The organism is Stagnimonas sp. FW305-C-60 (assembly GCF_058782965.1).
In genome coordinates, this window is record NZ_JBYSYF010000009.1 from 70,411 (window position 1) to 82,387 (window position 11,977).

11 protein-coding genes and 1 pseudogene are annotated in these 11,977 nt (G+C 67.5%); 1 reads left to right on the forward strand and 11 read right to left on the reverse strand.

The window, feature by feature from the left end; all coding sequences use genetic code 11:
• Nucleotides 1-2: 2 nt before the first annotated feature.
• Nucleotides 3-659, reverse strand: a complete 657-nt coding sequence (locus tag AC3WT6_RS16975) for a histidinol-phosphatase (RefSeq protein WP_492654788.1) — start codon at nucleotides 657-659, stop codon at nucleotides 3-5.
• A gap of 131 nt (nucleotides 660-790) precedes the next feature.
• Between AC3WT6_RS16975 and AC3WT6_RS16980 the strand changes: the two genes are divergently transcribed.
• Entirely contained in the window at nucleotides 791-2,359 is a 1,569-nt protein-coding gene (locus tag AC3WT6_RS16980; protein WP_492654789.1) for an OpgD/OpgG family glucan biosynthesis protein, read from the forward strand.
• A 66-nt stretch (nucleotides 2,360-2,425) separates the two neighbouring features.
• On the opposite strand, the gene AC3WT6_RS16985 is transcribed toward AC3WT6_RS16980, so the two are convergent.
• From AC3WT6_RS16985 to AC3WT6_RS17030, 10 genes and pseudogenes are all read right to left on the reverse strand, one after another.
• Entirely contained in the window at nucleotides 2,426-3,292 is an 867-nt protein-coding gene (locus AC3WT6_RS16985) for an SDR family oxidoreductase (protein ID WP_492654790.1), read from the reverse strand.
• 68 nt (nucleotides 3,293-3,360) lie between these two features.
• Complete coding sequence (locus AC3WT6_RS16990) at nucleotides 3,361-4,293, reverse strand: electron transfer flavoprotein subunit alpha/FixB family protein (RefSeq protein ID WP_492654791.1); 933 nt, start codon at nucleotides 4,291-4,293, stop codon at nucleotides 3,361-3,363.
• 91 nt (nucleotides 4,294-4,384) lie between these two features.
• Nucleotides 4,385-5,131, reverse strand: coding sequence for an electron transfer flavoprotein subunit beta/FixA family protein (locus AC3WT6_RS16995; RefSeq protein ID WP_492654792.1), 747 nt, complete (start codon nucleotides 5,129-5,131; stop codon nucleotides 4,385-4,387).
• A 101-nt stretch (nucleotides 5,132-5,232) separates the two neighbouring features.
• The gene (locus tag AC3WT6_RS17000) at nucleotides 5,233-6,876 is read right to left on the reverse strand and encodes an electron transfer flavoprotein-ubiquinone oxidoreductase (RefSeq protein WP_492654818.1); all 1,644 of its coding nucleotides are present in this window, start codon (nucleotides 6,874-6,876) and stop codon (nucleotides 5,233-5,235) included.
• Between the two features lie 123 nt (nucleotides 6,877-6,999).
• Nucleotides 7,000-7,689 (reverse strand): carbonate dehydratase, encoded by a 690-nt coding sequence (gene can / locus AC3WT6_RS17005; RefSeq protein WP_492654793.1) that lies wholly within the window; start codon nucleotides 7,687-7,689, stop codon nucleotides 7,000-7,002.
• A gap of 254 nt (nucleotides 7,690-7,943) precedes the next feature.
• Nucleotides 7,944-9,155 (reverse strand): methyl-accepting chemotaxis protein, encoded by a 1,212-nt coding sequence (locus tag AC3WT6_RS17010; RefSeq protein WP_492654794.1) that lies wholly within the window; start codon nucleotides 9,153-9,155, stop codon nucleotides 7,944-7,946.
• 94 nt (nucleotides 9,156-9,249) lie between these two features.
• A pseudogene (locus AC3WT6_RS17015) lies at nucleotides 9,250-10,287 on the reverse strand (protein-glutamate methylesterase/protein-glutamine glutaminase); the annotation flags it as partial.
• A 12-nt stretch (nucleotides 10,288-10,299) separates the two neighbouring features.
• The gene (cheD, locus tag AC3WT6_RS17020; RefSeq protein ID WP_492654819.1) at nucleotides 10,300-10,917 is read right to left on the reverse strand and encodes a chemoreceptor glutamine deamidase CheD; all 618 of its coding nucleotides are present in this window, start codon (nucleotides 10,915-10,917) and stop codon (nucleotides 10,300-10,302) included.
• Between the two features lie 14 nt (nucleotides 10,918-10,931).
• On the reverse strand, nucleotides 10,932-11,804 hold the full coding sequence (locus tag AC3WT6_RS17025; protein ID WP_492654795.1) for a CheR family methyltransferase: 873 nt from the start codon (nucleotides 11,802-11,804) through the stop codon (nucleotides 10,932-10,934).
• Nucleotides 11,801-11,974, reverse strand: a complete 174-nt coding sequence (locus tag AC3WT6_RS17030) for a hypothetical protein (RefSeq protein ID WP_492654796.1) — start codon at nucleotides 11,972-11,974, stop codon at nucleotides 11,801-11,803. The genes AC3WT6_RS17025 and AC3WT6_RS17030 overlap by 4 nt, the downstream gene beginning before the upstream one ends.
• Nucleotides 11,975-11,977 lie beyond the last annotated feature (3 nt).

Below are 11,977 nucleotides of genomic sequence, written 5' to 3' on the forward strand. Positions count from 1 at the left end.
GCTCAGGCGCGCAGACTGATCGCCCGCCAGCCGCGCTTGGCGGCCTCGGCGCTCAGCACCGGGTCGGCGTCCACCGCCACCGCCTCGTCGGCCATCTCCAGCAACGGAATATCGTTGCGGGAATCGCTGTAGGCGATGGTGCTGGTGTAGGCCTGCGGCTGCTGCGCCAGCCATTGCTGCAGGCGGGTCACCTTGCCGCCCTGGAAGTTGGGTAGGCCGGCAATCCGGCCGGTATAGCGGCCATCAATCATCTCCACCTCGGTGGCGAGCAGGTGCTCCACGCCCAGCAGCTCGGCGATCGGCTCGGTGACGAAGCGGTTGGTGGCGCTGGTGATGAGCAGCGTGGCGCCCTCGGCGCGGTGGCGCGCCAGCAGCTCCGGCGCCTTCGGCGCGACGATGGGCGCGATGCGCTCAGCGATGAATTGCCGGCGCCAGGCGTAGAGCGTCTCGGGATCGTGCGCCGCCAGCGGCCGCAGGCTGAAGGCGCAGAACTCCAGCATGTCCAGGGTGCCGGCCAGGTACTGCTGGTAATAGGCCTGGTTGGTCGCCTCGTACTCGGCGCGGTCGACATGCCCCTCGTCGCACAGGAACTGCCCCCAGAGGAAGTCGCTGTCGTCGGTCAGCAGGGTGTGGTCGAGGTCGAAGATGGCGAGTTGCATGTGTGCAGTGTGCGATGCCCCAGGAGGACTCCGCCAGAGCCGGGAACCAGGTCCGTCCGCAAGAAAAATGCCCTTTGCGCCGTAACTGAATCTAAACTTCGCGCGCCTTTCCGCAAAAGAACACGTCCAACATGAACCGTAGAGACTTGCTGAAGTCCCTCGCCGCTTGCGGCGCCCTGCTGGCCGGCCTCGTCAGCGCGCCCAGTGCGCTCGCCGCTACCGCGCCGGCGCAGGCCTTCGACTACGCCTGGCTCAAGGGCCATGCGCGGCACCTGTCGGAATCTCCCTATGTCTCGCACCAGGGCGAGTTGCCCAGGTCGCTCAAGGACATCAGCTGGGACGACTACCAGCGTCTGCAGTTCAAGGCCGATCACTCGCTCTGGCGCACGCCGGACAGCCCCTTCCAGGCCCGGCTGTTCCACCTGGGCCTGTACTTCCAGACCCCGGTGCACCTGTTCGAGGTGGTCGACGGCCAGGCACGCGAGATCGCCTACAAGCCGGAGTACTTCAAGTACGACGGCAAGGCCAAGCTCGGCAAGCTGCCGGAAGACCTCGGCTACGCCGGCTTCCGCATCCAGGTGCCGCCCAAGTTCGAACTGGATGTCGCCGCCTTCCTGGGCGCCAGCTATTTCCGCGCGGTCGGCGAGGACAAGCAGTACGGCCTGTCGGCGCGCGGTCTCGCTATCGACACCGGCCTGCCGCGCCCGGAGGAATTCCCGGTGTTCAGCGCCTACTGGCTGGAGCGCCCCAAGAAGGGCGATCAGCACCTCACCGTCTACGCCCTGCTCGACTCGCCGAGCACCACTGGCGCCTACCGCTTCCTGGTCACGCCGGGCAAGAGTCTGGTGATGGAGATCGACGCCGCGCTCTACCCGCGCAAGCCCATCGAGCGCCTCGGCATCGCGCCCCTGACCAGCATGTACCAGTACGGCGAAAACGATAAGCGCATGGCCTGGGACTGGCGTCCGGAGATTCACGATACCGACGGCCTGGCCATGCTCACCGGCGCCGGCGAATGGCTGTGGCGTCCTCTGGTCAACCCCACCGGCGTGCGGGTGAACAGCTATTTCGACAACAACCCGCGCGGCTTCGGCCTGTTGCAGCGCGACCGCAACTTCGACCACTACCAGGACGACGGCGTGTTCTACGAGAAGCGCCCCAGCCTCTGGGTAGAGCCCAAGGGCGACTGGGGTCTGGGCGCGGTGCAACTGGTGGAGATTCCCACCGTCGACGAGACCTTCGACAACATCGTCGCCTTCTGGAACCCGAAGGAACCGGTGCAGCCGGGCCAGGAATATCTGCTGTCCTACAAGCTGCACTGGGGCGCGACCCCGCCGGCGACGCCGCCGCTGGCCACCGTGCAGGACACCCGCACCGGCCTGGGCGGCGTGATCGGCCAGAAGCGCACCCGGTTCTCCTGGCGCTTCGCCATCGACTTCGCCGGCGGCAAGCTGGCGGAGCTGGACCCCAAGGCGCCGGTCGAGGCGGTGATCGAGGCCTCGCGCGGCAAGGTGGAGATCACCTCCGCCCGCCCCCTGCACTCGCTCAAGGGTTACCGCGCGATGTTCGACCTGGTGCCCGACGACAGCCTGGAGCCGATCAACATCCGGCTGTATCTCAAGAACGGCAAGGAAACCCTGAGCGAGACCTGGCTATACCAGTACACGCCGCCGCCGGCAGGCGAGCGCAAGCTGTACTGAGCCGCCGACAGCACGAAGCCCCGGGAAACCGGGGCTTCGTGCTTGTACCGCCGGATTTGCGGCGGTTCAGTTTCCCTGCACCGCCTTCGGCTTCGTCGCCCGATGGAAGCCGTCGTAGGGCGCATTGCCCTTGCCCTGCAGCGGGAACAGCTTGGTGTTGAGGCTGGCGCCGCCGTCGATCTTGAGGGTGTGGCCGGTGACGAAGCTGGCGCCATCCGAGAGCAGGAAGACGATGGCGGCGCTGATCTCGGCCTCTTCGGCCATGCGCCGCAGCGGGATGGTGCTGGCCATCTGCGGAATCACCTGGGCGGTGAAGGCCGGGTCGTACTGATCCATGCCGGAGCTGGCGACAAAGCCCGGCGCCACCGCGTTGACCCGCACGCCGTTGCTGGCCCATTCGGTAGCCATGGTCTCGGTGAGGTTCATCATGCCGGCCCGCGCGGCCCCCGAGTGCGCCATACCGGGCATGCCACCCCACATGTCGGCGAGCATGTTGACGATGGCGCCGCCGTGCTTCTTGAAGTGCAGGTTGTAGAGCTCGCGGGCGACCAGGAAGCCGCCGGTGAGATTGTTGGCGACCACCGCCTCGAAGCCCTTCTTGGAGATCAGCGCCACCGGCATCGGGAACTGCCCGCCGGCGTTGTTGACCAGGCCGTGGACGGCGCCGTGCTCGGCGAGCATCTGCTTGAGCGCGGTCTTCACCGCCTCCTCGTCGCGGATGTCGAAGGCATAGCCGGCGGCCTGGCCGCCGTCCTCGATGATTTCGGCGACGGTCCTGTCGAGCTTTTCGGGTTTGCGGCCGGTGATCAGCACCTTGGCGCCGAGGCTGGCCAGCTCGTGCGCGGTGCAGCGGCCGATGCCGGAACCACCGCCGGTAACGATATAGGTGCGTCCGGCAAAGGCCTCGCGCGCGAACACGGAACGGTAAGCCATCTTTTCATCCTCCAGATACGACAAAGGCCGGTCACCCGGCCTTTGTCAGTTTCAGCGTGCAGCGCGCATTACATCTTCGCGGTCAGCTCCGGCACCACGGTGAACAGATCGCCGACCAGGCCGATGTCGGCCACTTCGAAGATCGGCGCTTCCGCGTCCTTGTTGATGGCGACGATGGTGCGGGCGTCCTTGATGCCGGCGAGGTGCTGGATCGCGCCCGAGATGCCGATGGCGAAGTACAGCTCCGGCGCGATGATCTTGCCGGTCTGGCCGACCTGCATGTCGTTCGGCACATAGCCGGAGTCGACCGCCGCGCGGCTGGCGCCGACGCCGGCGCCGATCTTGTCGGCGAAGTCGAAGATCACCTTGAAGTTCTCCGACGAACCCAGGGCGCGGCCACCGGAGACCACCTTGTTGGCGGACTGCAGGTCGGGGCGCGCGGACTTCTGCGCTTCCAGCTTCACGTAGCGGGTGTGGGCAGCGGCGGTGACGCCCACCGAAACCTTCTCGACCGCGGCGCTGCCGCTGGCGGCAACGGCGGTGAAGGAAGCCAGGCGCACGGTGATGACAATGGTGCCGGCCGGCGCTTCGACGGTGGTGATGGCATTGCCGGCGTAGACCGGGCGGTCGAAGGAGCTGCCGGAGTGCACCGCCATCACGTCGCTGATCTGCGGCACGCCGAGCTTGGCGGCGACGCGCGGGGCAACATCCTTGCCGAAGGTGGTGCCCGGGAACAGCACATGGCTGTAGCCGGCGGCGACTTCGACGATGGCCGGCGCGAGGTTGGCGGCGACCGGGTTGGCAAGCGCGGCGCTATCGGCGACCAGCACCTTGGCCACACCATCCAGCTTGGCGGCTTCGGCAGCGACGGCGGCGCCGTCGGCAGCCAGCACCAGCACGGTGACTTCGCCGCCGATCTTGCTGGCGGCGGCCAGCACCTTGGCGACGCCGGCATTCAGCTTGCCGTCGGCGTGTTCCGCAATGACGAGAATCTTGGACATGAGTTACTCCGTGAGGGGTGAGTCGTGAGGGGCGAGGCGCTGGAGGGGCTTTAAGCCTCGCTCCTCACGCCTTTCGCCTCGCGACAGAGATTTAGGCCAGGCCCTTGGCCTTGAGCGCGGCGATCAGGTCGTCGACGGTCTTCACCACTACGCCCTTGCTGCGGGTCGGCGGCGGCGCGGTCTTGACGGTCTTCACGGCGGCAGCGGCGGTCACGCCCAGGTCGGCCAGGGTGGTGGCCTCGATGGGAATGCGCTTGGCCTTCATGATGTCCGGCAGCTTCAGGTAGCGCGGCTCGTTCAGACGCAGGTCGGCGGTGATGACGGCCGGCAGGTCGATTTCCAGGGTTTCCAGGCCGGCGTCCACTTCGCGGACCACGGTGGCCTTGTTGCCATCGACGTCCACCTTGCCGGCGAAGGTCGCCTGGGCGATGTCGAGCAGGGCGGCGACCATCTGGCCGGTCTGGTTGGCGTCGTCGTCGATCGCCTGCTTGCCGGCGATCAGCAGCGAGGCGCCTTCCTTCTTGAACACGGCGGCCAGGGCGCGGGCGGCGGTCAGCGGCTGCACCTCGCCTTCGTCCTTGATGTGGATGGCCTTGGTGGCGCCGAAGGCCAGCGCGGTGCGCAGGGTCTCCTCGTTCTTCGCACCGCCGATGGTGACGGCGATGATCTCGGTGATCTTGCCCTTCTCCTTCAGACGCACCGCCTCTTCCATGGCGATTTCGTCAAAGGGATTCATGCTCATCTTGACGCCGTCGGTGACGACGCCGGAGCCGTCCGGCTTGACCTGGATGCGGACGTTGTAGTCCACCACGCGCTTGACGCTGACGATTGCTTTCATGCGGTCTCTCTACGGTTCAAAACGAAAAAAAGCGGGATATTGTGCGATGCGGCAAGGCGGGCGGGATTGGCCGTAGCGACGCAACCCCGCCTGCCGGCGCCTTACATCGCCGCGTAATTCGGGCCGCCGGAACCTTCCGGCGCCACCCAGTTGATGTTCTGCGCCGGATCCTTGATGTCGCAGGTCTTGCAGTGCACGCAGTTCTGGGCATTGATCTGGAAGCGCTTGGCCTCGCCCTCGCCCACCACTTCGTAGACCCCGGCCGGGCAATAGCGCTGCGCCGGCTCGTCGTACATCGGCAGGTTCTTGGCGAGCGGAATGCTCGGATCCTTGAGCTGCAGATGGCAGGGCTGCTCCTCCTCGTGATTGGTCGAGGACAGGAACACCGAGGACAGCTTGTCGAAGCTGAGCTTGCCGTCCGGCTTCGGGTAGACCGGCTTCACGCTGTCCTTGGCCAGCTTGAGGGTGGCGTAGTCCGGGATGCGGTCGTGGACGGTGAACGGGAACTTGCCACCGAACCAGTTCTGCTCGATGTAGTTGATGCCGCCACCGACCAGGGCGCCGAACTTGTGCAGGAAGGGCCCGAAGTTGCGGCTGCGGTACAGCTCGTCGTAGAGCCAGCTCGCCTTGAACTTGTCGGTGTAGTTGTCGAGCGTGTCGGCGGCGCGGCCGGCGGCCAGGGCCTCGGCGGCGGCTTCGGCGGCCAGCATGCCGCTCTTCATCGCGGTGTGGCTGCCCTTGATCTTGGCGAAGTTCATGGTGCCGAGGTCGCAGCCGATCAGCACGCCGCCCGGGAAGGCCATCTTCGGCAGCGAGTTGAAGCCACCCTTGCTGATCGCGCGGGCACCGTAGGCGACGCGGGTACCGCCCTGCAGGTACTGCTTGATCACCGGGTGCTGCTTGTAGCGCTGGAACTCGTCGAAGGGCGAGAGGTGCGGATTGCTGTAGGAGAGGTCGACGATCAGGCCGACCACCACCTGGTTGTCTTCCAGGTGATACAGGAAGGAACCACCCAGGCTCTCGGTGCCGCCCACCGACAGCGGCCAACCGGCGCTGTGCACCACCAGGCCCGGCTTGTGCTGACCGGCGGGGACCGTCCACTGCTCCTTGATGCCGATGGCGTAGTGCTGCGGATCGGCGTCCTTGTCCAGCTGGTACTTGGCGAGCAGGCGCTTGGCCAGGTGGCCGCGGCAGCCTTCGGCGAACAGGGTGTACTTGGCGCGCAGCTCCATGCCCGGCGCGAAGTCGGGCTTGTGGTGACCTTCGCGGTCCACGCCCAGGTCACCGACCTGGATGCCGCGGACGATGCCCTCTCCGTCGATCAGCACTTCCTGGGCGGCGAAACCGGGGTAGATTTCCACGCCCAGTTCCTGGGCCTGGTCGCCCAGCCAGCGCACCAGCTTGCCCAGCGAGATGATGTAGTTGCCCTCGTTGTGCATCGGCTTGGGCACGAACAGGCCGGGCATCTTGAAGGCTTTCTCCTCGGAGAGGAGGAAGTAGATGTCGTCGCCGGCCACCGGGGTCTTGAGCGGCGCGCCCTTGGCCTTCCAGTCCGGGATCAGCTCGTTGAGCGAGCGCGGCTCGAACACCGCGCCGGAGAGGATGTGGGCACCGACTTCGGAGCCCTTCTCCACCAGACAGACCGAGAGGTCGGGGTTGATCTGCTTGAGGCGGATGGCGGCGGACAGGCCCGCGGGGCCTGCGCCGACGATCAGCACGTCGTACTCCATCACGTCGCGTTCGATGCTCATCTGGGTGCTACCTGGATCGAAAAGGAACTGTTTAGGCGCCCCGCAGGGTCGCCAAGCCGGGCGATTTTACGTGCTTTACCCCCCCGAAGCGACGGCCCCGGGGCAGTCCTGGCCGCTTCAGTCGGGGCGGTTGGTATGGGTGCGGCGCGCCTCGCCAATGCTGCGCACCGCCCGCTCGCGCAGCTTGCCCAGATCGGTCGGGCCGCTCACCGCCACGTCCAGATGACGCACCAGGCCGTCGCCCAGGCCATAGATCCAGCCGTGGACGGTGAGTGGCTGGCCGCGTGCCCAGGCGTCCTGGACGGTCAGCGAGGAGCAGACGTTCAGGGCCTGCTCCAGCACGTTCAGCTCGCACAAGAGGCTGAAGCGGTGCGCCTCGTCCGGCTCCAGGTCGATCAGCGGCTGGTGGCGGCAGGCCACGTCGCGCACATGCCCCAGCCAGTGGTCGGCGACGCCGTTCACCCGCTGGCAGGTCAGAGCCGCGCGGACGCCGGAGCAACCGTAGTGGCCCACCACCATGATGTGCTTGATCTTGAGCACGTCGACGGCAAACTGGATCACCGACTGGCAGTTGACGTCGGAATGGGTCACCACGTTGGCGACGTTGCGGTGCACGAACAGCTCGCCGGGGGCGAGGTCGACCACCTCGTTGGCGGGTACCCGGGAGTCGGCACAGCCGATCCAGAGGTATTCCGGCGCCTGCTGGGCCACCAGCCGGCGGAAGAAGCCGGGGTCGTTCTTGACCACGCGGGCCGCCCAGCGGGCGTTGTTGTCGATCAGGTGCTGCAGGTCGTAGTTACCGGCCATCATCGGTCCCTTGAAGGAAGGAAATCGGGGGGCGGAATAGCGCCCTGGACGGCGGAGTGCCGCATCGGACGCCGGTCGGAGTGTGCGTTCGGTGCCATAGTTTGCCAGTTCCCACCGCGCTTTTCGCGGCTGACAGTCTGGTCTGGTCGCCGCCGCCGCGCCTGCGCCATCGGCGGCTTGACAGCCACCGGCTCGCCGGCAAGCAAAAGCCCGCGACGGACGCGGGCTTTCGGGCGCGGACTCGGTTGCGGCGTCTAGAACAGGTCCACCGAGCCGGAATCCATCGAGGCCTGCAGCACCGCCTTGTGCGGCACCGCCCGCCACTGGCGGATGCGGTCCTCGGCCTGGCGGTGCCAGCGGTCCACCTCGGCGCGGCGCTGCTCGCTGTCGGTAGCCGGCGACTCCGCCATCAGCCGGTGCAGATTCTCCGCCTCCAGCGCCATCGCCTGCACGCGGTCGATGTGGCTCACCGCCGCGCTCAGGGCCTGGGTGGAGATGTCCTCGAACTGCAGGCAGCGCACCGCCTCGCCCACCGCATCGGCGATCCGCTGGCCGGAACTGGACAACTCGCGCATGCCCGATTCCATCGAGCCGTTGAGCGCCTCCACCTGGCCGAGCACGCCGGACATCTCCTGCTGGGCGGTGCGACTCAAGCTCAAGTCGCGGCTGGCCATCTCGCTGACCGTGGCGCGCACCGCCGCCACCGCCTCCCGCGAGGAGCCGACCAGGCCACGGATCTGCTCGTTGAAGGTATTGGAGCGCTGCGACAGATTGCGGATCTCCTCGGCCACCACCGCGAAGCCGCGCCCGGCCTCGCCGGCCCGCGCCGCCTCGATGGCGGCATTGAGCGCCAGCAGATTGGTCTGGTCGGCGATCGACTTCACGTCGTTGAGTAGCTCGAAGATGGCGTCCATGTGCTGGACCATGGCGTCGATCTGGCCGACGCTGGCCGTGCTCTGGGCGCTGACCTGGGCCAGGGAATCGACCAGGCCGGACATCAGGGTGCCGGCGCGCGACACGAAGCCATGCACGTTGACACCCTCGTCGGCGGCGGCGTCCTGGCGGGTGACGATGCGCGCCACCGTCGCCGACTGCTCGCGCGACTGCCGGTTCATCGCCTCGAAACTCTGCTGCAACTGGCCGACCGCGTCGCGGATCAGCACCCGCACCCGGTCGACCTCGCCGAGCACGCTCTGCGCCTCCTCGCGCGCCGAGTCGCAGATGCCGGCCAGCAGACGGTGCTGCTCGGCCAGCCAGGCCTCGTCGCGCGGCTTCTGGCGCAACAGGGCCTCCAGCTTGCGGCGCTCCTGGCGTTGCAGGCTCCAGGCGGCATGGCCCCAGGCCAGCAGCATCGCCGCCAGCAGGGTCCAGACCAGGGGCGTGGAGGCGCCCAGCAAGCTCGCCAGCGCATGCGCGGCGGTGAAGGCCAGCGGCAGCAGGAGGGTTTTCAGGGTTGGACTGGACATGGCAGGCCTATGGGCTGTGATTGGTTGGACTTATCGACCCCGGCTCGCCGGTCCTTGAGCGCGGCTCCGAGGAACGGCGCGCCGAGGCCGGCGCGCTGGACAGCCTCAGCAATTCCTGTGCGATCTCCGTCAATGGCAGCACCGCTTCGGCGGCACCCAGGCGAAACGCCGCGCCGGGCATGCCCCAGACCACGCTGCTGGCCTCGTCCTGCACCAGGGTGCGGGCGCCAGCCTGGCGTAGCGCCAAGAGGCCACGGGCGCCGTCTTCGCCCATGCCGGTGAGCACCGCCGCCACCGCGTTGGGACCGACATGCTGGGCAACGCTGCGGAACAGCACGTCCACCGCCGGCCGCTGGAAGCATTCCGGCGGATCGTCGTTGAGCTTGCAGACATAGCGGGCGCCGCTGCGCACCACCTGCAGATGCCAGCCGCCGGGGGCGACATAGACGTGGCCGGGCACGATCAGCTGGCCATCCTGGGCTTCGCAGGCGCGCATGGCGCCGCAGCGGTCCAGGCGCGCCGCGAACGGCGCCGAAAACGCCGCCGGTATGTGCTGGGCGATGACGATGGCCGGAGCATCGGCCGGCATCCGCTCGATCACCGCCCGCGCCGCCTCGGTGCCGCCGGTGGAGGAGCCGATGGCGATGATCTTCTCGGTGGTGCCGTAAAGCCGGCGTGGTGTCGGCATGGCGGCGCCGACGACCGGTGCCGGTCGCGGTATCCGCGCCGGAATCCGGGCACGCGCCACCTCGCGGAGCTTGCGGCGCAGCTCTTCGGACTGCTCCAGCAGACCGGCCTGGACATCGAGCTTGGGCTTGGTGACGAAGTCGATCGCGCCCAGCTCCAAGGCCTGCAGCGTGACATCGGCGCCGCGCTCGGTGAGCGAGCTGACCATCAGCACCGGCAGCGGGTGCAGGCGCATCAGATTTTCGAGGAAGGTCAGGCCGTCCATGCGCGGCATCTCGACATCCAGCGTCAGCACATCGGGTTTGAGCTGCTTGATCTTCTCGCGCGCGACCAGGGGGTCGGAGGCGGCACCGACGACCTGGAATGCCGGGTCGGCGCCGATCATCTCGGTGAGCAGCTGGCGCACCAGGGCGGAGTCGTCAACGATCAAAACCTTGATAGGCATGGCGTTTGGCACCTAGTCGAACAACTCGACGCCGCCGGACACCGGCGCGGCGACCAGCCGCGAGCGGTAGGCGGTCTCCTGCGCCAGATCGCGGCTGGCGAGATTGCTGGTGAGTCGACGCACCAATACCCGGCCGTCGGCCGGGAAGAAGAAGATCTTGCGCGGGCAGGTGTCGCCGAGATCCTGGGCCAGCACCGGGATGTGTTCGGCTTTCAGATAGTCGAGCACGAACTGGGCATTGCGGCTGCCGACCTGGCTGTCGTTGAAGCCCTTCAGCACCGCCGCGCCGCCGAACACCTTGGCTTCCAGGCCCGAGCGGCGGGCACCGGCTTTCAGCAGCTCGTTGACCAGCACCTCCATCGCGTAGCTGCCGTAGCGGGCGGAATTGCCACTGCCCAACTCGGAGTCGGGCAGCATGAAGTGGTTCATGCCGCCGATGCCCAGGCGCGGATCCCGAATACAGGCCGAGACGCAGGAGCCGAGCACCGTAGTCAGCACCAGGTCCTCGCGCGATACATAGAACTCGCCGGGCAGCAGCTTGACGCCAGTCTTTTCAAACTGGCGGTCGAAATAGACGAAGCTCGCCCAGCCGTCGCCGGCGGCGCCGGAGCTGGCCCAGGAGTCGTCCATGGCGGCGGCCGCGCTCATGCGGCCAGCGGTCGGCGCTGCGCCGGTTTCGACGCCGGCGAGGTGGTGGTGTAGATGGTGCGGCCCAGCGGCCGGATCAGATGCGCGGCGTGGAAGAAGCTCTCCGAATGACCGGCGTAGAGCAGGCCATCGGCGGCAAGCCGCGGCACCAGCTTGCCGATGATCTCCAGCTGGGTCGGCTTGTCGAAGTAGATCATCACGTTGCGGCAGAAGATCGCCTGGAAAGGCCCCTGCATCGGCCACACCGGGTCGAGCAGATTGAGCTGCCGGAAGCGGATCAGGTTGCGCAGTTCGTCCACCACCTTGCAGTAGCCGGCGTTGCTGCCGGTTCCGCGCTTGAAGAAGCGGCGCTGGCGTTCTGCGGAGAGCTTCTCGATGCGCTCCATCGGATACACGCCGCGCTCGCCGGTGGCCAGAACCTGGGTGTCGATGTCGGTAGCCAGGATGGTCACCGGCGGCGTCAGCGTGCCGAACACCTCGGCAGCGGTCATGGCAATGGAGTACGGCTCCTCGCCGGTGGAAGCTGCCGCCGACCAGAGCAGGATGCGTTCGCCACGCGGGCGCGACTTGAGCAAGCCCGCGAGCGATTCGAAGTGATGCGCCTCGCGGAAGAAGGCGGTGAGATTGGTGGTGAGCGCGTTGGTGAAGGCCTGCCACTCCTCGGCGCTGCCGGCGTTCTCGAGGTTGTCCAGATACTCCTTGAACGAGCCGCTGTCGGTGGCCCGCAGTCGCCGCACCAGGCGGCTGTAGACCATGTCGGACTTGCTGTCGGCCAGCGCGATGCCGGCGCGGGCGTGGATCAGCTGTCGCACCCGCTCGAAGTCGCGCGGCGCGTAGGGATACTGCCGCTGTTCCTGGTCCTGGCTCATCTGAGTTCGACGGTTGGACTGCTGCTGGTGACGGTGAGCGGCAGGGCCGGCAGCGGGCTGCGCTCCTCGTCGTCATCGACGGCGAGCGGCAGCCCGGCCAGGCTCAGGCCCCAGTTGGCGAGGAGCCGGAGGAAGCACTGCGAGTCGCTATGGCTGGCGAACAGACGCATCTC

Bases quoted from the DNA above. Each gene is read 5' to 3' on its own strand.
- AC3WT6_RS16975 (WP_492654788.1), bottom strand. From the start codon at position 659: ATGCAACTCGCCATCTTCGACCTCGACCACACCCTGCTGACCGACGAC.
- AC3WT6_RS16980 (WP_492654789.1), top strand. From the start codon at position 791: ATGAACCGTAGAGACTTGCTGAAGTCCCTCGCCGCTTGCGGCGCCCTG.
- AC3WT6_RS16985 (WP_492654790.1), bottom strand. From the start codon at position 3,292: ATGGCTTACCGTTCCGTGTTCGCGCGCGAGGCCTTTGCCGGACGCACC.
- AC3WT6_RS16990 (WP_492654791.1), bottom strand. From the start codon at position 4,293: ATGTCCAAGATTCTCGTCATTGCGGAACACGCCGACGGCAAGCTGAAT.
- AC3WT6_RS16995 (WP_492654792.1), bottom strand. From the start codon at position 5,131: ATGAAAGCAATCGTCAGCGTCAAGCGCGTGGTGGACTACAACGTCCGC.
- can (WP_492654793.1), bottom strand. From the start codon at position 7,689: ATGGCCGGTAACTACGACCTGCAGCACCTGATCGACAACAACGCCCGC.
- AC3WT6_RS17010 (WP_492654794.1), bottom strand. From the start codon at position 9,155: ATGTCCAGTCCAACCCTGAAAACCCTCCTGCTGCCGCTGGCCTTCACC.
- cheD (WP_492654819.1), bottom strand. From the start codon at position 10,917: ATGGACGACTCCTGGGCCAGCTCCGGCGCCGCCGGCGACGGCTGGGCG.
- AC3WT6_RS17025 (WP_492654795.1), bottom strand. From the start codon at position 11,804: ATGAGCCAGGACCAGGAACAGCGGCAGTATCCCTACGCGCCGCGCGAC.
- AC3WT6_RS17030 (WP_492654796.1), bottom strand. From the start codon at position 11,974: ATGCGTCTGTTCGCCAGCCATAGCGACTCGCAGTGCTTCCTCCGGCTC.